The sequence below is a fragment of the Streptomyces ruber genome, assembly GCF_014648075.1.
Taxonomy (GTDB): Bacteria; Actinomycetota; Actinomycetes; order Streptomycetales; family Streptomycetaceae; genus Streptomyces; species Streptomyces ruber.
In genome coordinates this window covers 145,432-169,531 of the sequence record NZ_BMQK01000012.1, presented here as the reverse complement: position 1 = coordinate 169,531, position 24,100 = coordinate 145,432, and the positions used below count along the sequence as shown (strand labels likewise).

Annotated in this window: 22 protein-coding genes and 2 pseudogenes; 13 read left to right on the top strand and 11 right to left on the bottom strand. The window is 71.7% G+C overall.

Features of this window, described 5'->3' with window-relative positions; all coding sequences use genetic code 11:
• Positions 1–16: 16 nt before the first annotated feature.
• Both IEZ04_RS23750 and IEZ04_RS36025 read right to left on the bottom strand, forming a co-directional pair.
• The gene (locus tag IEZ04_RS23750) at positions 17–916 is read right to left on the bottom strand and encodes an IS3 family transposase (RefSeq protein ID WP_189218976.1); all 900 of its coding nucleotides are present in this window, start codon (positions 914–916) and stop codon (positions 17–19) included.
• Positions 913–1,194 (bottom strand): transposase, encoded by a 282-nt coding sequence (locus IEZ04_RS36025; RefSeq protein WP_189218975.1) that lies wholly within the window; start codon positions 1,192–1,194, stop codon positions 913–915. Before IEZ04_RS36025 ends, IEZ04_RS23750 begins: the two co-directional genes overlap by 4 nt.
• 520 nt (positions 1,195–1,714) lie before the next feature.
• Here IEZ04_RS36025 and IEZ04_RS23740 point away from each other — a divergent pair.
• The 5 genes from IEZ04_RS23740 to IEZ04_RS23720 all read left to right on the top strand — a co-directional run bounded on the left by IEZ04_RS23740 (position 1,715) and on the right by IEZ04_RS23720 (position 5,389).
• Positions 1,715–2,830, top strand: coding sequence for a tetratricopeptide repeat protein (locus IEZ04_RS23740; protein ID WP_189218974.1), 1,116 nt, complete (start codon positions 1,715–1,717; stop codon positions 2,828–2,830).
• A 122-nt stretch (positions 2,831–2,952) separates the two neighbouring features.
• On the top strand, positions 2,953–3,876 hold the full coding sequence (locus IEZ04_RS23735; protein ID WP_189218973.1) for a polyprenyl synthetase family protein: 924 nt from the start codon (positions 2,953–2,955) through the stop codon (positions 3,874–3,876).
• Between the two features lie 45 nt (positions 3,877–3,921).
• Positions 3,922–4,311 (top strand): DUF6230 family protein, encoded by a 390-nt coding sequence (locus tag IEZ04_RS23730; RefSeq protein WP_189218972.1) that lies wholly within the window; start codon positions 3,922–3,924, stop codon positions 4,309–4,311.
• A 17-nt stretch (positions 4,312–4,328) separates the two neighbouring features.
• The gene (locus IEZ04_RS23725) at positions 4,329–4,703 is read left to right on the top strand and encodes a DUF6114 domain-containing protein (protein ID WP_189218971.1); all 375 of its coding nucleotides are present in this window, start codon (positions 4,329–4,331) and stop codon (positions 4,701–4,703) included.
• Positions 4,700–5,389 (top strand): hypothetical protein, encoded by a 690-nt coding sequence (locus IEZ04_RS23720; RefSeq protein ID WP_189218970.1) that lies wholly within the window; start codon positions 4,700–4,702, stop codon positions 5,387–5,389. Before IEZ04_RS23725 ends, IEZ04_RS23720 begins: the two co-directional genes overlap by 4 nt.
• Here the strand turns inward: IEZ04_RS23720 and IEZ04_RS35100 are convergent.
• The 6 genes from IEZ04_RS35100 to IEZ04_RS23695 all read right to left on the bottom strand — a co-directional run bounded on the left by IEZ04_RS35100 (position 5,324) and on the right by IEZ04_RS23695 (position 13,270).
• Positions 5,324–5,827: a hypothetical protein gene (locus tag IEZ04_RS35100; protein WP_229821219.1), complete on the bottom strand. Its 504-nt coding sequence runs from the start codon at positions 5,825–5,827 to the stop codon at positions 5,324–5,326. The genes IEZ04_RS23720 and IEZ04_RS35100 overlap by 66 nt on opposite strands.
• A gap of 521 nt (positions 5,828–6,348) precedes the next feature.
• Positions 6,349–8,154: an ABC transporter ATP-binding protein gene (locus IEZ04_RS23710; RefSeq protein WP_189218969.1), complete on the bottom strand. Its 1,806-nt coding sequence runs from the start codon at positions 8,152–8,154 to the stop codon at positions 6,349–6,351.
• Positions 8,151–10,025: an ABC transporter ATP-binding protein gene (locus IEZ04_RS23705; protein ID WP_229821218.1), complete on the bottom strand. Its 1,875-nt coding sequence runs from the start codon at positions 10,023–10,025 to the stop codon at positions 8,151–8,153. Before IEZ04_RS23705 ends, IEZ04_RS23710 begins: the two co-directional genes overlap by 4 nt.
• Before the next feature lie 101 nt (positions 10,026–10,126).
• A complete protein-coding gene (locus tag IEZ04_RS35095) occupies positions 10,127–11,140 on the bottom strand; it encodes a radical SAM family protein (protein ID WP_229821217.1) in 1,014 nt (337 codons plus the stop codon).
• Positions 11,141–11,249: 109 nt separating this feature from the next.
• Positions 11,250–12,575: a preATP grasp domain-containing protein gene (locus tag IEZ04_RS23700; RefSeq protein ID WP_189218967.1), complete on the bottom strand. Its 1,326-nt coding sequence runs from the start codon at positions 12,573–12,575 to the stop codon at positions 11,250–11,252.
• A complete protein-coding gene (locus IEZ04_RS23695; RefSeq protein ID WP_189218966.1) occupies positions 12,563–13,270 on the bottom strand; it encodes a hypothetical protein in 708 nt (235 codons plus the stop codon). The genes IEZ04_RS23700 and IEZ04_RS23695 overlap by 13 nt, the downstream gene beginning before the upstream one ends.
• 713 nt (positions 13,271–13,983) lie before the next feature.
• On the opposite strand from IEZ04_RS23695, the gene IEZ04_RS23690 reads away from it, so the two are divergent.
• The 7 genes from IEZ04_RS23690 to IEZ04_RS23660 are packed head-to-tail and all read left to right on the top strand — an operon-like array spanning position 13,984 to position 21,720.
• Entirely contained in the window at positions 13,984–14,703 is a 720-nt protein-coding gene (locus IEZ04_RS23690) for an SDR family NAD(P)-dependent oxidoreductase (RefSeq protein WP_189218965.1), read from the top strand.
• A complete protein-coding gene (locus IEZ04_RS23685; RefSeq protein ID WP_189218964.1) occupies positions 14,703–15,512 on the top strand; it encodes an SDR family NAD(P)-dependent oxidoreductase in 810 nt (269 codons plus the stop codon). Before IEZ04_RS23690 ends, IEZ04_RS23685 begins: the two co-directional genes overlap by 1 nt.
• Entirely contained in the window at positions 15,509–16,024 is a 516-nt protein-coding gene (locus tag IEZ04_RS23680) for a (2Fe-2S)-binding protein (RefSeq protein WP_189218963.1), read from the top strand. The genes IEZ04_RS23685 and IEZ04_RS23680 overlap by 4 nt, the downstream gene beginning before the upstream one ends.
• On the top strand, positions 16,021–17,019 hold the full coding sequence (locus tag IEZ04_RS23675; RefSeq protein ID WP_189218962.1) for an FAD binding domain-containing protein: 999 nt from the start codon (positions 16,021–16,023) through the stop codon (positions 17,017–17,019). The genes IEZ04_RS23680 and IEZ04_RS23675 overlap by 4 nt, the downstream gene beginning before the upstream one ends.
• Positions 17,016–19,148 carry a xanthine dehydrogenase family protein molybdopterin-binding subunit gene (locus IEZ04_RS23670; protein ID WP_189218961.1) on the top strand — a complete coding sequence of 711 codons (2,133 nt, stop codon included), beginning with the start codon at positions 17,016–17,018 and terminating at the stop codon, positions 19,146–19,148. Before IEZ04_RS23675 ends, IEZ04_RS23670 begins: the two co-directional genes overlap by 4 nt.
• Complete coding sequence (locus IEZ04_RS23665) at positions 19,129–20,283, top strand: glycine amidinotransferase (protein ID WP_189218960.1); 1,155 nt, start codon at positions 19,129–19,131, stop codon at positions 20,281–20,283. The genes IEZ04_RS23670 and IEZ04_RS23665 overlap by 20 nt, the downstream gene beginning before the upstream one ends.
• A gap of 27 nt (positions 20,284–20,310) precedes the next feature.
• Positions 20,311–21,720: an FAD-dependent oxidoreductase gene (locus IEZ04_RS23660; protein WP_189218959.1), complete on the top strand. Its 1,410-nt coding sequence runs from the start codon at positions 20,311–20,313 to the stop codon at positions 21,718–21,720.
• A gap of 73 nt (positions 21,721–21,793) precedes the next feature.
• On the opposite strand, the pseudogene IEZ04_RS23655 reads toward IEZ04_RS23660, so the two are convergent.
• The 3 genes and pseudogenes from IEZ04_RS23655 to IEZ04_RS23650 all read right to left on the bottom strand — a co-directional run.
• Positions 21,794–22,557, bottom strand: a pseudogene (locus IEZ04_RS23655) (IS5 family transposase); the annotation flags it as partial.
• Between the two features lie 2 nt (positions 22,558–22,559).
• Positions 22,560–22,718, bottom strand: a pseudogene (locus IEZ04_RS35090) (IS481 family transposase); the annotation flags it as partial.
• Complete coding sequence (locus tag IEZ04_RS23650) at positions 22,715–23,347, bottom strand: NAD(P)-dependent oxidoreductase (protein WP_189218958.1); 633 nt, start codon at positions 23,345–23,347, stop codon at positions 22,715–22,717. The pseudogene IEZ04_RS35090 and the gene IEZ04_RS23650, both read right to left, overlap by 4 nt.
• 54 nt (positions 23,348–23,401) lie before the next feature.
• Between IEZ04_RS23650 and IEZ04_RS23645 the strand changes: the two genes are divergently transcribed.
• The gene (locus IEZ04_RS23645) at positions 23,402–23,896 is read left to right on the top strand and encodes a winged helix-turn-helix transcriptional regulator (RefSeq protein WP_229821216.1); all 495 of its coding nucleotides are present in this window, start codon (positions 23,402–23,404) and stop codon (positions 23,894–23,896) included.
• The last annotated feature ends 204 nt before the right edge of the window (positions 23,897–24,100 follow it).

The window sequence follows — 24,100 nt, the reverse complement described above, 5'->3', positions numbered from 1 at the left end:
TGATCTTGGGCAGGGTTTATGCGGCTGGGGCCAGCGTAGTTGATGTTGTTCGAAGTGCTTGCCCGTAGGCGATGGGGCTGCGATGTCCGAGGCGGGAGTGGCGTCGGAGGGCGTTGTAACGGTGCAGCCAGCGGAACAGCTCCAGATGGGCTTCGCGCTCGGTGTTCCAGGCCCGGCGGCCTTGAAGGGTCTCCCGTTTGCAGGTGGCGTTGAAGGACTCGGCGAGTGCGTTGTCCGCGCTGGAGCCGACCGCGCCCATGGACTGGGTGACGCCGGCCTTGCGGCAGGCGTCGGCGAAGGCCCGGCTGCAGTACTGGGCTCCGTGATCGGTATGCATCACGGCGCCGGCGAGGCTGCCGCGGGTCCGCTCGGCCGCTTTCAGGGCGTCGATGACGAGGTCGGCGCGCATGTGGTCGGCGATCGCCCACCCGGCCAGGCGCCGTGAGCAAAGATCGATCACAGTCGCGAGATAGCGGAAGGTTCCGCCGGCCAGCGGCAGATACGTGATGTCGCCGACGTACTTCCGGTTCACCTGATCCGCGGTGAAGTCGCGGCCGATCAGGTCCGGCACTTTCGCCGCGGCGGCATCCGGGATGGTGGTGCGCTGCTTGCGGCGCAGGCGGAGACCGGCCAGCCCGATCGCCCGCATGATGCGGGCGACCCGCTTGTGGTTCACCACCTCGCCATCCTCGCGGAGTTCAGCGGTGATCCTGGGGACGCCGTAGGTGCCGTCCGAGGCGTGGTTGAGCACGCGTATCCGGGCGGCGAGCTGAGCGTCGGCAGCCTGGCGGGCCGCCCGCAGCGGTGCACTTCGGCGCCAGTGGTAGAAGCTCGAGCGGGCGATGCCCAGGATGCGACACAACCGCGTCACGCCGTACCGGCGCTGGTGGTCCTCGACAAACTGGCAGCGGTTCACCAGCCCGTCTCCGAGGCGAAATAGCGGGCTGCCTTGCGCAGGATCTCCCGTGCCTTCTTCAGCTCAGCGTTCTCCCGCCGCAAGGCAGCGACCTCGGCCTCCAGAGCCGACGGCGCGACCGGAACCGCCGGCGGTTCCGCTGTACGACGGCCGCGCGGACGGCTGACGCCCGCGTCCCGGATCCAGTTGCGCAGCGTCTCCGGGTTCACCCCCCGGTCGGCGGCGATCTGCTTGATCGTCGCCTCGGGTTGTCGGCATGCCCCCGGTCGCCGCTCCACCCGGGCCGGACAGAGGGCACACCGCCACCCCAGCGGCCCCGTCGGCCACAAGCCCTGCGGGCCGTTCGCAGCAGACCGACCCCGGCCATCACGCTGCAACGCCGGCGGAAGCCTGGCCCAGCACGCCCCACCGGCAAGGCTGCGGGGCCTGCCCGACGCCGTCAGCCACGGCCGACGACTCAACCCCTGCCTGCCCCGCCCTGACGAACCATCGCCAATTGGTCGGAGCACGTGTCCAGCTGTGTGCCGTTCTCGTGGGAACGCCGTGACCGCGGGCCGTACGACTGGTGGCGGGAGCGGCGCATCGAGCGATACGCGCGTCATGGAGCAACCCCACCCGCCCTGCCGCGCGTCTTGATCGACTGAGAGGGAAGCCCCGGCACACCTGGAACGGGTCGGCAGCAAGCACGCTATACGCATAGTGTATACATGGCGCGTATACGCCAAGCGTATAGACCGAGCGCGCACACGCCTGATTCTTCCTTCCGCGCAAGGCATCCAGTCCAACCGAGAGGCATTCATGTACGGCAAGGCAGTCGCCCCGGAGTACCAGGGGACCCTCACCGCGCTCTCCGTCAACTCCTCGCTGACCGACGTCCTCACCGCGGGCACCGCGCAGCTGCGGGCCGCCCAGCGCGCGGGCCGGCCCGGCGAGGCCGCGGCCTGCGGGCTCGCGGTCGCGGAGGCGCACCGGCGGCTGGGCCAGGTGCGGGACGCCGACCGGGCGTGGAAGGCGAGTTATCGCGCCGCCCGGGAGGCGGAAGACGTTGCGGCGATGGCCTGGGCCTTGTGGAGCGGTGGAACGCTGGCCCGTCAGCGAGGCTCGTTCGCCCTGGCCCGTCGGCTGCTGAAGCTGGCGGCCGATCTCGGCGGACGGGGCGGTGACGTCGTCGTACGCGGTTACTCACTGGCGGGCCTGGCGGAGACGGGCCGCATCCAGGGCGACTACGAGGACGTGGCCAGGCTGCACGAACAGCTCCTGGCCGAGGCCCGCAGGCGTGGCGAGGCGCGGCACACGGTGTGGGCGCTGGAGGGCATCGCCCAGATGCACCGCAACTCCGGCGAGTACGACACCGCGTACGCCATGTTCGAGGAGGCCGCCGGGATAGCCGCCGCCGCGGAGGACCGCCGCGGCCATGCCTGGGCCCTGCGCGGGCTCGCCGACGTCGTCTCCGTACGCGACGGAGACACCGAGCGGGCCCTGGACCTGCTCACCGAGGCGGAGGCGGCCTGCCGGGCGATGGACCTGTCGGGCGCGCTCGCCTACAACCACAAGATGCGGGGCAACGTGCTGTACCGGGCCGGGCGTCACGCGGACGCCCGCCGCCTCTACGCGCAGGCCCTCGCGGAGTTCCGGACCATGAGCGAACCCCGCGGGGAGGCGCTCGCGCGGCTGGGACTGGCCAAGTCCCTGGCCCGGCTGGGCCGTGACCGCGCCGAGACGGCGGCCGAACTGGACGACCTCGACCGGACGCTGAAGCGGATCGGTCTGAAGCACGCACGCGACATGGTGGCACAGGCCCGGGAGGAGTTCGGCATCGGTGCCGGTGACGGTGTTGGGCATCCGTGGGCGGACGGAGCGGACGAGGAGAAGTCCGGCTCGGATGCGGCCGAGACGATGGGGGCCGTACGGTGACGTCGGCGTATCCGGAGATCCGGGAGCGGCTCGGTGCGCCTGATGTCCTCGGCCGCTGCCGGGCGTTGGTGGCACCGTCTCTGCGGGAAGCGGTCAGGCGACTGCATCCGTGGACGGGGGAGATGGCCGCCTACGCCTTCGGCTGGCGCGGCCTCGACGGTACGCCCGGGGAGGTGTCCGGCGAGACGTCCGGCGGCAAAGGCGTACGGCAGGCGCTGGCCGTGCTCGGTGCGGAGGCGGTGGGCGCGCCCGGACAAGCCGGTGTGCCTGCGGCGGTCGCGGTGGAACTCGTGCACGTCTTCTCGCTGCTGCACGACGACATCATGGACGGTGACCAGGTGCGGCGCGGGCGCCCCTCGGTGTGGAAGGCCTACGGCACAGGGCCTGCGGTCCTGGCGGGTGACGCGCTGTTCGCCCTGGCCCTGGAGACACTCGCCTCGGCGCCGGCGGGCCCGGCGGGCCTGCGCATGCTGTCCACCGCGCTCGGCGACCTGGTGCGGGGGCAGGCGGACGATCTGCTGTTCGCCTCCCGTCCCTGGAGTGGTGAGCGCCGGGTGCGGCCGGTGGAGTACCGGACGATGGCCGAGCGCAAGACGGGTGCCCTGCTGGGCTGCGCGATGGCACTGGGTGCCCTGCTCGGAGGCGCGTCCCCGGCTACGGCCGGCGCACTCGACCGTGCCGGCCGTCACCTCGGTACGGCCTTCCAGGTGACCGACGATGTCCTGGGCATGTGGGGCGATCCCGCGGTCACCGGCAAGCCCGTCCACAGTGACCTGCGCGAACGCAAGAAAACACTGCCCTTGCTACTGGCCCTGGACTGCCCCGGACCGGCCGCCGGCCGACTCGCCGCGCTGCTGGAGACCACGGGAGACCCCGCCCTGGCGGTGGCCCTGGTCGATCGGACGGGCGCCCGCGCCCGCTGTCTGGCGGAGGCCCGCCGCCATCTCACCGCGGCGGAGACCGTACTCGCTGACCTGCCCCTGAAGGCGGGCACGGTCCGTGAGCTTCGCGAACTGTCGAAGTTCCTCGCCCACAGGGTCGCATGACATCGCCCCTGGCCGACAGGTTGCCTGAGGGAGGCCCTGGGGGCGTTGACGCTCCTATCGGTGGCCGTCGCCGCCATCGGCCGTGCCACCCTCACCGATGTGTGCCAGTCCTCGGTGACCCGCACTCCCTTCGGCGCCCTCACCCTGGTCATCCGCAGCGGCCGCGGCACACCGGTGGAAGCCACCGGCATGGTCATCGACCTGCAGCAGGTGACCGGTGATCTGCGCTTCGGTCAGGTGCAGATGGGCCGCGACGCCGCCACGCTCGACGCCTCTCCGCCGACCCACGGCGCTCCCGGCGCCTACGGCCAGCAGGCGAAGACCTTCGGCATCACCCGCATGCGGATGGACGCCTGGTCACTGGCGGCCGGTTCGTTCTCCCTGCGGGACGCCTCGATGTCCATCCGCCCCGGAGCACGACCGTGCGGCGACTGACACCACGGCGAGGCGCCGTGCGCAGGCCCTGGACCGCGGCCGGACTCATGTGCCTGGCCGGGCTGGAACTGGCCTGGTTCCCGCTCCGGCGGCCGGAGTTCCTCGCCTACCAGGGCACGGCCGCCACCTCCACCCTGATGATCGCCACCGCCCTGGCCGGCTGCGGACTGCACAGCGTCTGCCGCCCGCACCGCGCCACCACCGGAGGCATCACCGCCATCCTCCTGGCCCTGCTCTCCTTCCCCCTCGCCAACCTCGGCGGCTTCCTCACCGGCATGCTGCTGGCCCTCGCGGGCGGGGCACTGGCCGTGGGCCACCGAACGGGCGGCACGCCCCCGCACGCCCCACGGCGGCCCTCATCTCCCGTGCCGGAGCGCGAAGAACACCCGTGAAACGAACCGCACTGGCCGCACTCGTCGTCGCGGCCCTGGCGTGCTGTGCCGGCGCCCCGTCCCCCACCCCGCCCGGACCCACCCACCGGCTCGCCCACGTCCCCCACCTCACCGGCCCGGGATTCCCGCGCGCCGACCCGGACACCGGGCAGCCGACAGCACCGTCGGCGCCGACGGCGGCCGCCCGGGGGAACGCACCGTGTGCGCCACCGCCCGCCCCGGCGGCACCCGTCACCGCACAGGCGCGCGCCCTGGCGCGCTGCCTCACCGCAGGGAGCGACCGGCCGCGCGACCGGCCGCCCGCACCGGACGAAACAGTCGTCACCGCCCGTTCCCTGACCATCACCGGCCTGCTGTGCGCCCCTTCCGGCCGGGCCGACGCACCGTGCCGGGCCGCAGCGGTGACACTGCACGACCCTCACATCATCCAGACGAACAACAGCGCCACGATGTGTGTGACGGCACCACGGATCACCGCCGGGGGCAGCATCCGCTTCGCAGCCCGCCGGATCACCGGCCGCGTACTCGGCCTGCTACCAGTCCGCTTCTCCAGCGCCACCGTCCCACCCGTGCCGGTGCCCTACATCACCCTGACCCACGCCCGCATCGAAGGACTCCACCTACAGGCCGACACCGTCTCCGCTCCCCACGGCCGCATCCACGCGGATGACGGCTGCCCACCATGAAACGCGCGGCGCGGCCGTACGGGCCTCCATCGCCGCTTCGCCGGACGCCACGCCGACCACAGCCGCGTGCACCCGGTCCCGTCGAGTCGGCCGGAAGGTCGCCGAGTTGGCCAGGCTCCCCGGGATCAGCGAGCAGACGCCCTCCACGTCTGGCGCCGCCAGCACCTGATCGACACCGGGCACATGCCCAGGGCCCCCGATCTCGCGGGTGGCGGGGAAGACCTGCGCGAGCGGGCTGGTGTCCCACAGACAGATGAGGACCTGGCCGCCGTCGACGGTGACGAACAGCCGGCCCTCGTCGTACTTGGTCTCCAGCGCCGCCGCCAGCGCGTGCGGGTTGACGCGCGGCTCGCCCGCCCCGTCGGGGACCTGGGCGATGTAGTGGGTGACCTTGCGGCCGTGGTCGCGGACCTTCTGCACGAACTCCGAGCCGGGCACCGGCCCGCCGTCGGCGCCGATCCGGTCGGTCCACCACTCGCGGGTGGTGGGGGCCTGGCGACGCCGCTCGTGCGCGTCGGGGTGACGTGGACCTCCTTCCAGCCGGGGCCGTCCTCGCGCCCGTAGGTGCGGGCCACCGCCTCGATGCGCACCTCGGCGATGTCGACGCCGAACGCGGCGGCGACGGCCTCCTCCGTCAGGCCTGTGATCGGCCGTCCGGCCTCGGCCGCGCGCAGCAGCAGCGTCAGGTCATACGGCATGCCGGGGTGCGGGGTGGCCGTGACCACGATGGTGCGGCCGGGCAGGCCGCGGTTCTCCCACAGCCGGCGGACCTGGCGGGTGAACGCCTGCTGGACGGCGCGTTCCAGGCCGTCGCCGACCATGCCCATCGGGGGCCTTCCCTTCGGTGACCGCCTGTACGGGCCGCTGAGCGCCTTTTCGATCATCCGGCTGGGGGGCTTTCCCGCCAAGGCGGTGATCGTCGGCGAGAGGGGCGCTCAGCGGCTTCCTCGGGAGCGGCGTCAGGGGCACCGCTCATCGCGGTAGGCGTTCGCCTGTGCGGCGTACATCCTGGCGTACGGTCCGCCCCGGTCCACCAGCTCCGCGTGCGGGCCGGCCTCGACGAGCCGTCCGTGAGCGAGCACCAGGACGAGGTCCGCCCTCGACACCGCGGAGAGGCGGTGCGACACCACGACGGTGATGCCGCCGGTGTCACGGCCGGCAGCTCTCGCGTGGGTCATGCGCCTGTCAAGAATGGCGCGCTCGGTGACGGCGTCGATCGATGCCGTCGGCTCGTCCAGGACCAGCAGCAGCGGACTGCGCCGCATGGCCGCCCGCGCCATGGCCAGGCGCTGCCACTGCCCCTCGGACAGTTCCACGCCACTCAGCTCCCGGCCGAGCCGGGTCTCCAGCCCCTCGGGCAGGGAGTCGACCAGCTCGTCCGCGTTGGCGGCCCGTAACGACTCCGTGATCCGTTCCCGGTCCGCCATGCCCGCCAGGTCACCCATGCCGACCGACTCCGACACGGTGAGCGGGTACCGGCCGAACTGCTGCGGGACGGCGCTGATCCTGGCCCGCCACTCCTCGGGATCCAGCCGGTCCAGAGGCCGGCCGTCCACCAGGACGGTGCCGCTGTCCGGGCGGTAAAGCATGGTCAAGAGCTTGACCAACGTGCTCTTGCCGGAGCCGTTCTCTCCCACCACGGCCACCACGGCGCCCGCCGGCAGGAGACAGCTGACGCCGTGCAGGGCCTCGTGGTCCGAGCCGCCGTACCGGAAGGTGACTCCCTGGAGCCGGATCCCCTCCCGCAGCGCTTCCGGCACTTCCGCGCCGCCCGCGGGCGGGCACTCCCGTGCCCGCTCCCCGTACCTGCGCAGCCACAGGTACGGTTCGATCACGGACCCGGCCGTCGTCGTCGCCACCGTGCTGTTCACCGTGACCTGGACCGTCTGCCCCAGGGAAGTCGCGACCGTCACCGCCAGGACGACGTCACCGACGCTGGCTTCGCCACTGGCCGAGCGGCCGACGACGAGGACGATTCCGGCGAGGAGAGCGGCCAGGAACACGGTCCAGCCGCCCAGCCGCAGGGCCGAGGCCGCCAGTCGCGCACGCAGCCTGACCCGATGCGCCTCTGCCCAGGCGGCCTCCCGTCGTGCTCCCAGCCCCGGCGCCGCTCCGCTCACCCGGATCTGCGGCGCCGCCCCCGCGTCCACGGCCAGTTCCGCGAGGGACGCCTCCAGCCGAACGGCCTCCATGGTGGCGACCTGGGAGTCGTTCAGCAGCCGTTGCCCCTTCAACTGGCACACCGCCGGGACCGCCGCCGCTGTCACAAAGGCGAGGAGGCACGGGCTGATCGAGCCCAGAAGTCCCGCCGCGACCAGCAGTTTCATCACGCTGGTGAACGTCAGTACCACTCGCCACATACTGCCCACCAGCTGCGTACCACCGTCCCGGACAGCCTTCAGCCGGTCCAGGTAGTCGGTCCGCTCCAGGTGCTCGATCCCCGGCAGCGCTGCCACCTCTCGGTGCACCCCCGGTTCGACCTCGAGCCGGGCGACGCGGTTGGTCACCGCGTTCCGGCAGGTCGCGGTGGCGTCCTGCAGTACGTGGAGGGCCGCGTAGGCGGCCACGGCCGGCACGGCGGCGGTCACCGCAGCAAAGCCCTCGCCCGCGACCATGGCGTTCACGGCCGCACGCAGGGCCAGAGCGCATGCCCCGGTCGCGACCACGGAGAGGAGCAGCACCGACAGGGTCGACACGGTGAGCCATCGGTGGGTGCTCCAGGACAGCCGGAACAGGCTCCACCACAGGCCCGGATACCGTCTCACCGCGCACCTCCGGCCCCGCCGGAACCGGAGGTGTGCCGGACCGGGCCCTCCCGGCCGTCCGCCGGACCACCCTCGCCCGCGCGGAACCGCTCGGCCTGCGCGGCGAACATCCTCGCGTACCGGCCGGCACGGGCGATCAGGTCCCGATGGGTCCCCTCCTCGACGACGCGTCCCCCGCCGAGGACGACGATGCGGTCCGCCCGCCGCACGGTCGACAGACGATGGGAGATGACCACCACTCCCGCCTCGCCCCGGCACTCCGCCAGCCGGTCGAAGAGCGCATGTTCCGCCGCCACGTCCAGATGCGCCGCAGGTTCGTCGAGCACCAGCAGGGTCGCACCACGCTCCAGGGCGTACAGCGCCCTGGTGAGCGCCACCCGCTGCCACTGTCCGCCGGACAGTTCCGTCCCGCCGGTCCGCGAGGGGTTGAGCGGCGTGTCCCAGCCATGGGGCAGCTTCTCGACCGTCGTGGACAGCCCGGAGCGCACCGCCGCGCGGCGCAGCGCCGTCGGCTCGGGCACCATGTCCCCCCTGCCGAGGCCGATGTTCTCCGCCAGGGTCAGGGGGTAGCGCACGAAGTCCTGGAAGACCACGCACAGCCGTTCCCGCCATTTCCTCGCGTCGATCGCCGCGAGATCCACACCGTCGACGAGGAGACGCCCCTGCGCGGGCTGGTACAGACCGCACAGCAGCGTGATCAGGGTCGTCTTTCCGGCGCCGTTGGCTCCCACGACGGCAAGCAGTTCGCCCGGCCGGATCTCCAGGTCGACGCCGTCGAGCACCGTTCGGCCAGCGCCCGGGTAGCGGAACCGCACCTGCTCGAAGACCACGTGCGGCGGCTGTCCCCGTCCGGCATCCGCACGTTCCGCTCCGGCAGGCGTGGGGGTCAGCAGGCGGTGTACCTCCCGAGTGGCGAGGACGACCCGCACACCCCCGGCGATCAGATACGAGTTCGTCTGAGCGCTCAGTACCTGGAAGACGGCCCAGCTCCCGGCGAAGACCGCGACGGCCGCCGCTGCGGGGGTGTGGCCGGCTGCGGCGTCGGCGGACACGGTGACGAAGGCGGGCAGCAGCCCGGCCGCGACCAGCGCGGCCGGCCGCCACGCACTCCGGATCTGCCGGTCCACGTGATCCCACAGACGCTTGTTGGCATCGCGGAGATGCCCGCGCATCCGTGCCACCATCCAGTCCGCCAGGCCGAACACTCTGATGTCCTGTCCTTCCACCGCGGACAGATTCGCCCTGCGCCAGACGTCCAGGGCCAGCTCCTCCTGTGTCGCGGACCGCCAGTCGTCCATGAGGGCGGAGTCCCTGCGGGAGCGCAACATCCGGACAGCGCAGGCGGGCAGCAGCACGACGGCGGGGAGCCACCACACGTGCAGGCCGATCACGGCCAGCGCGGCGAGCAGCCCCGCGACGGAGGCGAGGGAACGCAGCAGGGCCAGCGCGCCGTCGGACAGACCGCAGTCGTACCCCTTGCTGCGGTCGGCCAGGGCGTCCCGGATCGCGGCGCGCGCCGCCGGGGTGTTCAGCACCGCCAGATCGCAGGAGGTCGTCAGGGCGAGGACGGCACGACGGTGGGCTCCGTCCACCCGGCCGGTCGCCAGGAGGGTCAGCGCGGGAGCGGCGGACGCGGTGATCTCCGCGGTGAGCACAACGGCGCCGAAGACCAGCAACGATCCGGTCACGGCTCCCGGACGACGCGTGTGTGCGGCCTCCTGGACGCCCTCGACGAGAAGGCCCAGAGCTGCCGCGTGGGCCGCCGGCAGCAGTGCCTCGGCGAGCAGGACCGCCGTCAGAGCCGTGAGCGTCCAGCCGCCCGCGGCTCTCAGCGCACGCAGCAGTTGCGGCGCGTGCCGGTGGAGACGCACCGCTTCCTTCCGGGGCGGGACGTGCGGCGACGGACGTCCGGGGCCCGCACCGCGCCGCGGTGACGGTTCCCGCGTGTTCCGCTTCCTGCCCGCCTCGTGCCTCACGCCCGCAGGTCCAGCCGCACGGTGATGTCCTGCGGACACAGACGCTGGATCGCCTCGGGGTCGGCTCCGGGGTTGTGGAAGTCCATCTGGGTGCCGTCGTGTCTGACGTGCCCGTCCTGTGCCAGTTCCCGCTCGGGGTGTGAGCGGGAGCCGGTCCACACATAGCCGTTGCACATGTCGTTGACCGCGGAGACCTGACCGTAGACGAACGTCGGGTCCAGGCGGGTGTTCGCGACGAGACGGGCGGTGGGGAAGGCCAGCCGCAGCTCGCAGCAGATGGTGAGGTACAGCTCCGGGTCCACCGTCAGGGGAGGCGTGACGTCGAAGTAGTCCGGCGCCGCGCTGCCGGGCGACAGGGTCAGCCGCTGCTGCACCGGAGTGGCCACGAAGTCGAAGCCGCCGACCTGGCCGGACCATGCGACGAACTGGTCCAGTTCGCCCTGCCAGTCCTCGGTCAGGCCCCACAGCAGTGCGTTGCCGACGGCCAGCCCCGCCTCGCGCATGCGCAGGGGTGCCTCCAGACGCTGTTCCCTGTCCGCCTTGAGCCCCGAACGGTGCTTGGCGCGGTAGACGTCCGGGGACATGACCTCCATGAAGGTCCAGACGGCGTCCGCCCCGGCGCTCCTGAGTACCCGGTAGTCCTGCGGACGCAGGGTGTCGCAGTTGACGATCAGGTATCCGTCCGGGTCGTGCCGCCGGGCGGATTCCACCCAGCGGGCGATCCGCGATGTCAGCCGTGCCTGGTCGTCCGCGACGGTGCCGAAGACGAGTTCGTGCACGTGGTAGCCGGCGTCGGTCAGTCGCCGCATCAGCCAGTCGAAGGTGGCGGGGCGCATCGCGCCGCGGACTCCGTGCGCCCCCTCCCGGGCGAGGAGGGTGCTGAGCCCGCAGTAGGTGCAGCCCGACGTGCAGTAGTCGATGGGGTAGATGACGGAGTGCAGCCGGAAGTCTCCCCCGAAGTGCTGACGCCTGACGCGCCGCGCGTCGGCCAGCGTCGTGCTGTCGACCACGGACCCTCCTCGCTGTGGAGCCGCCTCTCGCGGCGGTGCGGGTATGGAAAGTGCGGACTGTCCGGGGAACCGGCGCAGCGCGGGCCGAGTGGGCTCACCGGAGGGTCCCTCACCGTGCGCCGGGTTCAGCCGGGTCGGCGACCAGCCGGTCGACCTCGCGGCTGAGCGCCAGCACCGACGCCAGGTCCTCGCCGACCGCGCAGTAGTTGAGGTTGCTCACCCGGGATTCGTAGGCGCTCGTCAGGACGACGCCGTGGCCGGCTGTGCGGTCGTAGGCGAGTCCGCAGGCACGGAGCCGACGCAGCGCCTCCGCGAACGAGGGCGCCTTCAGCTGGACCTTCTCGAAGAGCACGCGCTGCGCCGGGTAGCGCTCGCCGACCAGTTCCTTGCCGATCACCTCGTAGATGTGGGTCGAGGACGTGGTGCGCCCGTTGTACTCGGTGAACAGCACCTGCCGGTCCGGCGTGACGACGGCGTCCGCGCTGACGATGCCGCGGTAGCCGACGGCGCGGAGTGCCTGCGAGAGTGCCGCGCCGCCTTCGAGGAGCTGCCGGCGGACGTCGGCGGGCTGCCCCTGGAAGGGCATGATCTGGCCCACCCCCTGCGGGTCCTTGAGGAGTTCCCCATCCCCCTTGTGCACGACATCGGAGTCGGTCACCAGGAACTCCGCGAACAGGGACGTGCAGCCTGGGTGGTACTCCTCCACCACCAGCCGGTAACGGCCCGCACCGGTGAGCCGGTCCCAGTGGTCCGCGAGTGCCTTGGTCACCTGGTCCGGACGGACGGTCACGATCCTGGTGCGCGCTCCGAGCGGCGGGAAGCCGTCATCGGGGCCGAGGATCACATTGCCGTCGCCGGACATGAAGTACTCACCTTTGAGCATCACCGGGCGGCCCTCGGCCAGCATGGCCCAGGCCACCTGTTCGGCTTCCTCACGCAGCACGCACACGACGCCGTCCGGAACGGGCGCGCCGACCCCGGCGGCCACCGCCCGGAACACGGCTTTGCTGTTGGAGACGGTGCCGCCCGACTGCGTCATGAACGCGTAGCCGCTCAGTGCCTCCTTCGCGCCGATGGCGTCGGCGAGCGAGGAGACGGTGGTGTCCGGCCAGAAGGCGAGCACCGTCTCGACGGGGCGTACTCCGATCACGCCGCGCAGGGTGGCGTGCAGCCGCTCGTCCAGGAGCCTGCCGCGGGTGAGCCGGGGGTCTCCTTCCTCGTCGTCCGGAGGCACGACGACGCGTACGGCGCCCGGGTCGACACCTCGCAGGCGCAGGGCGTAGTCGAGGAAGTCGTGGTCCGGCTCACCGGGCAGCACCAGCACGTCACCGGGCCGTGCCCACCAGAGCAGCTTCTGGGCCTTCCACTGTGCTCTGGTACGTCCGTACCGGCCGACCAGCACCTCGCTGAACGCGTTGCCGATCAATACGCGCATGGCGGGTCCTGCCCTTCGGGGACCTGGAAGCCGATACTGAGCAAGGTCACCTCCTCCCCGGCCGTCAGGGCGGTTCTGCCGTGCAGCGTCGAGGTCCCGTCGAAGACGAGGGACTCGCCGGTGCCGAGCGGCTCGCGCCGGTAGCCCTCGGGGGTCACGAACAGGGTGCTGCTGCGCTGTCCGGCCGGTCCGGCGGCGTCCGTGTCGTCCAGGCGCAGCAGTAGGGTGATGTCCCCGAAGGTCGGCCGGTCGAGGTGGAGTTGCAGCAGCGAGCCGGGGCCGTCGTAGACGATGTAGCTCGCCGCCACAGGAATCAGTGACGCCTCTCCCACCAAAGCCTGGACACCGGCGAGCAACCCCAGTGTGTCGAAGAGTTCGGCCAGGCAGTCCTGGCCGACCGGGGCGTTGCGCTTGTCCTTGCGGACCACGCCCGACCGTTCGGCCGATGTGGCGCAGTCGGCGCGCAACCGGGCGCACAGCTCCCGGGTGGCCCACCGGGGTCTCCAGCGCAAGGGCCCCGGAAGGTGCGTACGCACGGCGGACTCCGCGGCCAGGGCGGTGAGCAGTTCGAAGTGGGACGTGCCGGGTCCGGGCAGATCGCGGATGTCGAACTCCGAGCGGACGGCCCGGGTGAGCATCGTGGAGTACAGGCTCCGGCACTCCCGCGAGGTGTCGTGAAGGCGTACGGCGGTCATCGGGCTCCGTCGCTGGGGTCGTGCCTGGCCATGCCTGGCTCCATCACGCCGTCGGGAACGGCCGGATGCACAGTGCGCAGCACACCCGGCCGCACGGATCGTCAGTCGGGATCCGCCGTATCGAACTTGATACGCGCCATGATCCACCTCCTTTCCGCCCTTTCGGGCGTTCTGGTTTTCTGCGCACTCATGGGAGTGCCGCAGAGAATCACGGATATCTCCGCATCGGTCGGCGGATTCGGGGGACCGGGCGTCTTATTCCTGCCACCGATCTCTTCTTCCACCGATCATTCACCATGCCGGCGTCCGGGTGCGCGCCGTCCGGGTGTGGCGGCGGCAGGCGGCTCGTCTGCGGCGCATGCCGCCCGGACGCCACTCGAGGACTGTAGAACCACATCATCCGAGGCAGTTGATCGGGGCGGCAGGGCGCGCGAGGGGTGCGGCCGCCCACCTGGAGGCAGCAGCGCGAGCCGGGGCGTGCATCACGGTGTGCGGCACTTCACCGGAGAAGCGGCGTGCATTTCACCCCGATTAATTCCTGGAATATCGGGGAGATCGGCGGTGAATAATCGGGTAGGCTCTGTCGCGATCCGGAGCAGAAACGGAGCAGAAACGGAGCAGAAGTCGCGTCCGCGATGTATTACCGCGATGCACCGGACCCGGACCGGAAGGCACCGGCGAAGTCCGACTGAGAAAACGGATGGAGGACGCCTGTGGACACTGCGGCCCGATCGGCCCCGGCCGGACCGGGGCAAGCCGTCCGGCGGCTGGAAGGGGCGGTCGCCCTGGTGACCGGCGGCTGCTCATCTGTGGGGCGGGCCGTCTGCCGACGGCTGGCCGCGGAAGGCGCCCTGGTCAGGGTCGCCGATGCCACCGAGCAGCCCCCGGGGCGGCCGGGCGCACCATGGCCGTACGGGATCGGCCTGTCGGCGGATCTGTCGGATCCGGTCGCGGTGGAGCGTGCCGTCCTCGAGGTCGTGGCCGCCGACGGCCGGATCGACGTGCTGGTCAACTGCCCCGGCATCATGGCGGGTGACCGGCTGTGGGACGTGACGCCGGGGCAGTGGGCGCGCGCCCTGGAGACCTCGCTGACGGGGGTCTTCCACGTGTGCCGCGCCGTGTTGCCGCACATGGCGTCCCGGCGGCGGGGATCCGTGGTCAACGTGGCGTCCGAGACCGCCCTCACCGGCCGCCCCGGTCATGCCAGCGGATGCGCCGTCAGTGCGGCGATCCTCGGTCTCAGCCGAGCCGCGGCCCTGGACGGTGCTCCGTCCGGCGTGCGTGTCAACTGCGTCTGTCCCGCGGTGACCGGTGCCGCTCCGGAGGCGGTCGCGTCCGCCGTCGCATGGCTGGTGAGCCCGGAGAGCCTGTTCGTCACCGGAGTCGCGCTGCCCGTCGGTACGACCTCGATCGCCCACCGGGGGGTGGGCTGATGGCTGTGGGACGGCGTATGGAGGGCCGTTTCGCGGTGGTGACCGGGGCGGCCGGCGGCATCGGCCGCGCGACCTGCCTGCGCCTGGCCCAGGAAGGAGGGACCGTGGCATGTCTCGACATCGATCTGCCGGGCGCGCGGGCGACCGCGCGGGAGGCCGGCGCGGCCGCTCACGCGGTGCGGGCCGACATCACCCGTGAGGAAGAGGTGCTCCGTGCGGTGGGCGAGGTGGCCGCGCGCCACCCCGTCGACGTTCTGGTGAACGTCGCCGGTGTCAACGGCCCGCAGGCCGGCGCGGCGCTCACCTCCACGGCGGGCTGGGACCGCACCCACGCGGTCAATCTGCGCGGATCCTTCCTCGTGGCCAAGCACACCCTGCCGCATCTGACCCGGCGCCGCGGCGCCATCGTCAACATCAGCTCCGCGCTGGCCTTCGTCGGTTACCCCATGGACTGCGCCTACGGTCCCACCAAGGCCGGGATGGTCCAGCTGACTCAGGGCATGGCCCTCGACTACGCCCCCGACGTGCGCGTCAACTGCGTGTGTCCGGGCGTCGTGCGCACCCCGATGACCGACGACTTCCTGCGGGGCGCCCCCGACACGGCCAAGGCGGTGGAGGAGTACGGCACCATCCATCCCTTGCACCGGCGCCCGGCCTGGCCGCACGAGATCGCCGACGCCGTGCTCTTCCTCGTGTCCGACGACGCGGCGTCCATCACGGGCGTGGCCCTCCCCGTCGACGCGGGGTTCCTCGCCGGGCCGCAGGACGACACCTCGGTCAACCGGCCCGTTCCGCCACCGGCTTCATGAACGCGACCGGGAACACTTCCGCTGCGGTGCGGCTGCGGGTCAACGGCGTCGTCCGCGAACTGCGGCTCGACAACCGCACCACGCTCCTGGACGCACTGCGGGAGGCGTTGCGCCTGACGGGTACGAAGAAAGGGTGCGACCACGGCCAGTGCGGTGCGTGCACCGTGCTCGTCGACGGACGCCGCGTCTACAGCTGCCTGCTGCTGGCCGTCGCGCTGCCCGACAGCGACGTCACGACCGTCGAGGGAGCCGTACGGGACGGCAGACTCCGCATCCTGCAGCGGGCCTTCCTCGACCACGACGCGCTGCAGTGCGGCTACTGCACGCCCGGCCAGCTGTGCTCGGCCCTCGGCCTGCTCATCGAGCTGGCCGCGGAAGGTGGGGACGGGACGGCACCGGCCGGTGCCGTCCGGGAGCGCATGAGCGGCAACCTGTGCCGGTGCGGCGCCTACACCCACATCGTCGCCGCCGTCACAGCGGCCTCGAAGACGATCGCGGAGGGCACACCGTGAAGACGTTCCGTTACGAGCGGCCCGACAGTGTCGCCACCGCCGTCGCCGGTGTGGCGGCACACCCGGGCGCGGCTTTCCTGGGCGCCGGCACCAGCCTCGTCGACCTGATGAAGCTGCACGTCGAGGAGCCGACACTGCTCGTCGACGTCACGTCGCTGTCCCTGGACCGGATCGGGACCGCCCGCGACGGCGGCCTGGTCATCGGTGCGACGGTCCGCAACAGCGACCTCGCAACCGACCCGCGGGTGAGGGCGGAGTACCCGCTGCTGGCCGAGGCCGTGCTGTCGGGGGCGTCCGCGCAGATCCGCAATGTGGCGACGGTCGGCGGGAACCTGCTGCAACGCACACGGTGCCCCTACTACAGGGACGTCACCAAGCCCTGCAACAGGCGATCGGCCGGATCGGGATGCCCGGCGCTGGAGTCGCGCCTGCCCCACTCGCCCCATCTGGCCGTCCTCGGAGCGTCGCCGGCCTGCGCGGCCGTGCACCCCTCCGACCTGGCGGTGGCGCTGACCGCGCTCGACGCGCTGATCGAGGTGACGGGCCCGCACGGGACGCGTACCGTGCCGATCACGTCCCTCTACCGGCCCCCCGGCGACGCGCCACCGGACGACACCGTCCTGGCCCGCGCGGACATGATCACCGCGGTACGCCTGCCCGCCGCGACCGCTGCCTGGCCCTGCGCCTACCGCAAGGCACGCGACCGGGCGTCGTTCGCGTTCGGTACGGCGTCGGTCGCCGCGGCGCTCCGCATGACCGGCGATCACATCGTCGATGTCAAACTGGCGTTCGGGGCGGTGGCGCCCGTTCCCTGGCGAGCCCGCCACGCGGAGCGGGCACTCACAGGCCGACGGCCGGTCGGCCACGTCCTGCGGCAGGCGGTGGACGCTGAACTCGTCCACGCCCGTCCCCTGCACGGCAACGCCTTCAAGGTCGATCTGCTGCGCAACATGACGGTGAGTCTCCTGTCGGAGCTCGCCGGCAGGGCCGCATGACCGGCGGCCAGGAGCGTGTCGACGGCTGGGACAAGGTCACCGGCCGTGCCCGGTACGCCGGTGACCACGCGGTCGGCCGAGCCGTCACCGCGGTGCCGGTCCGGTCCACCGTCGCGCGAGGCCGGATCGTACGTGTCGACGACGGCGAGGCGTTGCGGCAGGCAGGGGTACTCGCCGTGATCACCCCGGACAACGCCCCGCGGCTGGCCGAGGTCCACGATGCCGAGCTGATGCTGTTCCAGAACCACCGCATCGCCTACCGGGGCCAGTTCGTGGCGGCGGTCGTGGCGACGAGCCGGCAGGCCGCGACCGCCGCGGCGCGGCTCGTGCGGGTCGCCTACGAGCAGTCGTGCCACGAGGTGAGGCTGTCTGCGGACCATCACCGGCTGTACGAGCCGGAGCATCTCAACGAGGGCCGTCCGGCCGGCACCTCGTCCGGGGACTTCGCCGGGGCCTTCGATGCCGCCCCGGTACGGGTCGACGAGACCTACCGGACACCGGCGGTGTGCAACAACCCGCTGGAGACCCACGCGACATGCGCTTCCTGGGACAACGGCCGGCTGACACTCATCGACTCGACCCAGGGCCCGAACACCGTGCAGAACGTGCTGGCCGCCCTGTTCCGCCTGCGGACGGACCACGTGCGTGTGATCTGCGAGCACGTGGGCGGAGCCTTCGGGGCGAAGGGGGCTCCACGGGCCAACACCGTGCTCGCCGCGATGGCGGCCCTCGTCGTCGGCCGGCCCGTCACCTGCTCCTTCACCCGGCGGGACATGTTCGCCGTGGCGGGCCACCGGTCACCCACCATCCAACGGGTCCGCCTCGGCGCCCATCCGGACGGCCGGCTGATCGCGCTCGCCCATGACGCCGTGGCTCACACCTCGACGCTGCGCCGGTTCGCCGAGCAGACCGCTGCCGCGGCACGGCACATGTACGCGGCGCCGCACCGGGCGACCTCGCACCGGCTGGCGGCCCTGGATGTGCCCAGTCCCTCCTGGATGCGGGCACCGGGGTACTGCCCCGGCATGTTCGCACTGGAGTCGGCCATGGACGAGCTCGCCGTCCGTACCGGTGTCGATCCGGTCGACCTGCGCCTGCGCAACGACACGTCGGTCCATCCGGAGACCGGTCAGCTCTTCTCCAGCCGCAATCTGGCGGCCTGTCTGCGATCCGGCGCCCGCCTGTTCGCCTGGGCCGGCCGGAACCCGGCGCCTCGCAGCGGACGGAGGGGGCACTGGCTGGTGGGGACGGGGGTCGCGGCGTCGACCTACACCGCGGACGTGGCCCCGTCGGACGCGGCGGTCTCCGTCTCCGTCGACGGACGGTACAGCGTCTCGATCGCCGCAGTGGACGTGGGGACCGGCGCCCGCACCATGCTGCGTTCCGTGGCCGCCCGCGAACTGGGCGTTCCCGCGTCGGCGGTGGAGATCCGCATCGGCGACTCCTGCCTGCCGAGGGCCGTGGTGGCCGGCGGGTCGATGGGAACCTCCTCGTGGAGCTGGGCGGTCATCGCCGCCTGCCGCGACCTCCGTCGGCGGGTCCGGGAGCGCGGGGGCGTGGTCCCGGTGACGGGACTGACCGCACGTGCGAGGACCGACGCCGAGGTGGCGGCACTGGCCGACCGTGCGCGGTTCTCCTTCGGCGCGCAGTTCGCCGAGGTCCGGGTGGACGCAGACACGATGGAGATCCGTGTACCGAGACTGCTCGGCGTCTTCGCCGTGGGCAAGGTGCTCGCCCCGGCCCTGGCACGGTCGCAGTTCGTCGGTGCCATGACCATGGGCCTGTCGATGGCCCTGTGCGAGGAAGCCGTGACGGACCCCTGTTCGGGTGACTACGCCCAGCACGAACTGGCGACCTACCACATCGCGACCCACGCCGACGTACAGGATGTCCAGGCCTCCTGGATCGAGGAGGAGGAGCACCATCTCGGGCCGTCCGGAGCCAAGGGGCTCGGTGAGATCGGCATCGTCGGCACGGCCGCCGCCATCGCCAACGCGGTGTATCACGCCACCGGAGTCCGCGTGCGCGACCTGCCCGTCCGGCCGGCCTCGCTGCTCCGCGCCCACCGTTGCGCCGAGCCTTCGCCACACGACAGAGGGGACCGAGGGAATGCGGCTGAACAGCCATGACGAATGGTCACCGCTCAGGGAGGTGGTCCTCGGCTCGGCGGCGGGGTACCGCAGCCACGTGCCGGACCTCTCCTTCGACCTGTTCTTCTACGAGAACCTCACCCAGGACAACGCGGACCGTTCCCACGGCTACTACCCCCGGCTCACCGGCGTCCCGTCCACGGGCGAGCCCCGCCCCTCCCCCCGCCTGACCATCAAGGAGCGCTACGTCGACGAACTCAACGAGGACGTCGAGGGCATGGCGGCGACACTCCGGTCCTTGGACGTCATCGTGCACCGGCCGATGGACGTCATGAGCACGACCGGTGATGTCCGCACGCCGGCCTGGTCGGCCCCGGTCCTGCCGCCCCTGAACCTGCGTGACAACACCCTGATCCTCGGTGACGAGATCATCGAGACTCCGCCGATGCTGCGTGCCCGGTACTTCGAGACACAGTTCCTGAAACGGACGTTCACGGAGTACTTCCGGCAGGGCGCCCGCTGGACCACCATGCCCCGCCCCCTGATGACGGACGCATCCTTCGACCTCGCCCCCTACGGCCACCGGGCCATCGGCAGCACCGAGGCGGTGTCGTCACCGCGCAGTTCACCGTACGACGTGGGCCTGGAGATGATGATCGACGCCGCCCAGTGTCTGCGGCTCGGCCGGGACCTTGTCGTCAATGTGGCGACGGTCAATCACGCCATGGCCTGCGACTGGCTGGAGCGCCATCTGAGCGGCCGTGTCCGGGTGCACCGCATGCATCACGTCACGGACGGCCACATCGACAGCGCCGTCCTCGCTCTGCGGCCGGGGGTCCTTCTCGTCCGCTCCCCTGACCTGTCCGACCGTCTGCCGTCCCCGCTGCGGAAGTGGAAGATGATCGTGGCTCCTGAGCCGAGAGCGTCCGACTTCCCGTCCTACGAGGACGACGACCTCATCCTGACAAGCCGGTTCATCGACCTGAACGTACTGTCGGTCTCCCCGGACACGGTGTTGGCCAACGAAGGCTGTCCCGACCTCATGCGGATGCTGGAGGGCCATGGGTTCACCGTCGTCCCGGTCCGTCACCGGCATCGCCGGCTCTTCGGCGGCGGACTGCACTGCTTCACCCTCGACACCGTCCGCGACGGAGGCTGCGATGACTACCTGTGAACGTCCCGGCGGGCGGAGCAGCGTCGTATGACCGGCCCCTCCCTCAGCGGTGCGCGCACGGCTGTGGTGGTCGGTGCCGGGCTGGCCGGCACACTCATGGCGATCATGCTGGCCGGACGCGGCTTCGCCGTCCGCCTGCACGAGCAACGCGCCGACCCCAGGCATGAGGACACACCCGGAGACGACAGGTCGATCAACCTCGGCATGTCGGCCCGTGCGCTGTACGCCCTCGGCACGGTCGGCCTCCGGGACACCGTCCTGGCTCTGTCGGTCCCGATGCGGGGACGGCTCATCCACCGGGAACGCGGTGGCGACCGGTGGCAGCCGTACGGTGTCACCCCGGACGAGATCCTGTACGCCGTGCGGCGCAGGGACCTGAACACGGCCCTGCTCGCACGTGCCGCGGCACACCCGGGTGTGCGTCTCTTCTTCCGGTCCCGCTTCGTCGGCCTGGCCAAGGGCCCGAAACCGATCGTCCTGCGGTTCGCCGAGGGGCGGGACGGCACCGTCCGTCCCGTCGAGGCCGATCTCGTCGTGGGAGCCGACGGCGCGTTCTCGGCGGTGCGACGCGCCATGCAGCACGGCGAAAGGGCCGACTACAGCCAGCAGTTCCTCGCCTGGGGGCACAAGGAGCTGACCATTCCTGCCTCCGCGTGCGTCACACCGCGCCTCGACCTGAACGCGCTGCACGTGTGGCCGCGGCCGAGCGGTCTCGTCGTCGCTCATCCCAACCGCGACGGGTCACTGACCGCCACCCTCTTCCTGGCCCACGAGGGAGAGCCCAGCTTCTCCTCGCTCACCACGAGCAGCACGGTCCGGCAGTTCTTCGGCTCGACGTTCCCGGAGATCGAGGCGCTGGTTCCCGAGTTGCCGGCGCAGTTCCTCTCACGGCCGAACGGGCAGCTCGTCACCGTCCGCACCAGGCCGTGGTACCACCGGGACGGGATCGTGCTGATCGGTGACGCGGCACACGCCGTCTACCCGTTCTACGGTCAGGGCATGAACGCCGCCCTGGAGGACTGCGTGGTGCTCGACCAGTGTCTGTCGGCCTCGCCCAGGGATGTCGGCGGAGCCTTCGCGCACTTCCAGTGGCGGCGTAAACGGCATACGGATGTCCTCGCCGACCTCTCGGAGCAGAACTTCGCCGAGTTCCGTGACGGGATGCGGACGGTCGGGCGCCTCCTCCGGTGGCGGGCGGACATCACCCTGAACCGCCTGTTCCCCGAGCGGTGGGTGCCCCTGTACACACTCGTCTCCCACACCACGACGCCTTACGCCGACGCCCTGCTCCAGGCCAGGCGGCAGGACCGGACGATGGCGTTGGCCGCGGCGGCGGCCGGTGCGGTCGCCGCGGGCGCAACCTGGGCGGCACTCTCCCGCGGTCCCGGTACGCTCTCCGGATGTCACCGGCCCTCCCTTCACCGTCGCACGCGCTGAGGCGGCGCCCGTTCAGAGGTCGCCTTCTCTCGTCGTTTCGTCCCGTGATGCGTATCTGATCCAGTGACATCGGGTCGCGCCAGGAGATCGCGGTCTCGCCGGTGAGGCGGCGGGCCATGAGGTCGGTCATGGCCACGTGGATCAAGGCCTCGGAGCGGGCCGGGCGGGTCTCGTAGTCGTGGGCCAGGCGGCGGTGGAGCATCAGCCAGCCGTAGGTCCGCTCCACGCCCAGCGCTTCGGCAGCGGGGTGAAGCCCCTGGCCCCGGGGGTGCGGGCGACGATCTCCATGTCGTCGCCGAGGACGGCGGCATGCCCGACGAGGTGCCGGCGGTAGCCGCCGTCGGCCCAGACCTTGCGGATGCCGGGATGGCCGGCGGCGACCTGGTCGAGCAGGCGGGTGCCGGCCACGGAGTCCTGCACCGGCCACCGTGACCGGCACCGCCAGGAGGAGACCGAGCGTGTCGGTCACGACGCTGCGCTTCCTGCCCACGATCTTTCTGCCCGCGTCCGTGCCCTGGCCGGCGGCGGGGACGGAGGTGGCGGTCCTCACGCTCCGCGCGTCGACCACGCAGGCCGACGGCTCCGCCCTCCGGCCCTCCCGCTGCCGCACGAGCTCCCGCAGCAGGCCGTTGAGCTCGGCGAACACCCCTCCTGCTGCCACTTCGCGAAGGAGCCGTAGACCGTTTCCCAGGGCGGGGAGTCGTGCGGCAGGTAGCGCCACTGCACCCCGGTGCGGTCCACGTAGAGGATCGCGTTCACGATCTCCCGCAGGTCGTGCTCAGGGCCAGCACTTCGCCCGGCGACATGCCCGCCTTGATCAGCGGATCGCGCGACCAAGGACCGAGTGCACCGTGACGGCGGGAACGGTCACCCACTTGGCTGCGCAGGCGCGGGAGATGCCCATCTCCGCGGCCACGTGGGCGATCGGCCGGCTCGTGCAGCGCTCGATCGGACGAGACGGCACCCCTCGGCCACAGGGGCGCGTCGCGGTGGGTCACCGGTGGCCTTCCCCGCGAACAACGGATGCCTTCTCGTCGGGCGACAGCGGGAGCACGCCGACATGCTCGCGGGGCAGGCCGGACCGCTCGGCCGGGTCGACCAGCGCGCGGGCATGGTCAGCGCGGCTGATGCGGCTGGCCAGGTCCCCGACCTCGGTGAGGGCGTATCCGCCGACGGACGACGTGTCCGGGCCGAAGTCTCCTGCGGGACTCACGGCGGCCCACCGCGGGCCGGAGGCGCCGATCACCCCCAACGCGAGGCGGTGCCCCAAGGAGAACGGCCGGTACGCCGCCGGAGAACCGTCGGTGTCGACGGCCGGGACGCCGGAGGCGTCGGGCAGCAACGAGGCGATGCTCACCCAGACCAACCGGGTGACCTCCGCGTTCAGCAGACCGGTCACCAAGCCGTTCGCCGCGGCCCCGAAGTAGTTCCCCGGGTCAGCCTCAGCGGGCGCCACGGCCGCGATCGCAACATCGGGACCCGATGCGGCCCGTGCCACTGCTTCCGGGTCGGCTATGTCCGCGTCAGCGCTTCTCGACGACGTCACGCCGTGCCCGCGTGCGGTCGCCTCGGCCACCGCGGCGCTGCCGCTCCTGCCGCCTGCTCCGAAGATCGCGATCCTCGTCATGGGCTCGACGCGAGGCGGGCCCCCGGTTACCGCTCGGGTACCTGCGCTTGGGCTGTGCGCCGGCTCTCACCCGAGACGTTCGACGAGCTGTGCCCCTCCTCGATGCTGCCGATCCGGATGCAGAACAAGTGGGCGCCGTTGGTCATGCGCCTGCTCGGCGAGGGAGCCCAGCCGTTCGGCGAGTTGCGCGGGGCACTGCCGAGAACGAGCCCCGAAGAGCTGACCCGAGCACTGCGCTCCCTCGAACGCGACGGATTCATCACCCGTGACGCCGACGCGGACTCCCCGGGCTACAGCCTCACCCCCCTCGGCCACAGCCTCCTCGCCGTCCTCCTGGACGTCTACGCCTGGACCGCCGCACACTGGGACGAACTCATCGACGCCCGCGAGCACGCAGATCGCGAAGAGAACGGCTCGCCCGTCAACAACGTCCTGGCCTCATACGGGCGTTCTAGGCCGACGCCTTCATGGCCGACATTGCTGCTGATGCCGTCGATGATCAGGATGTTGGGCAGGGGGATGCCGGGATCGTGGAGAGCTACGTGTTGATGTGCAAGGACATGAGCCGACGTTGACGAGTACCTCCACGCCTTGTGACTGCAGGTCAGCAAGGGGCCGGCCGTCGGCGACAGGAAGATAGGTCTTCCGGGTGCCCGGGAACCCGGATACGTGGCAGCCTCAGCATGTTGAGCCACCAGCCACGGAACGTCTCGTCGTAGCCGGCCTGCAGCTGACCGGCCGGGAGCCGCCAGA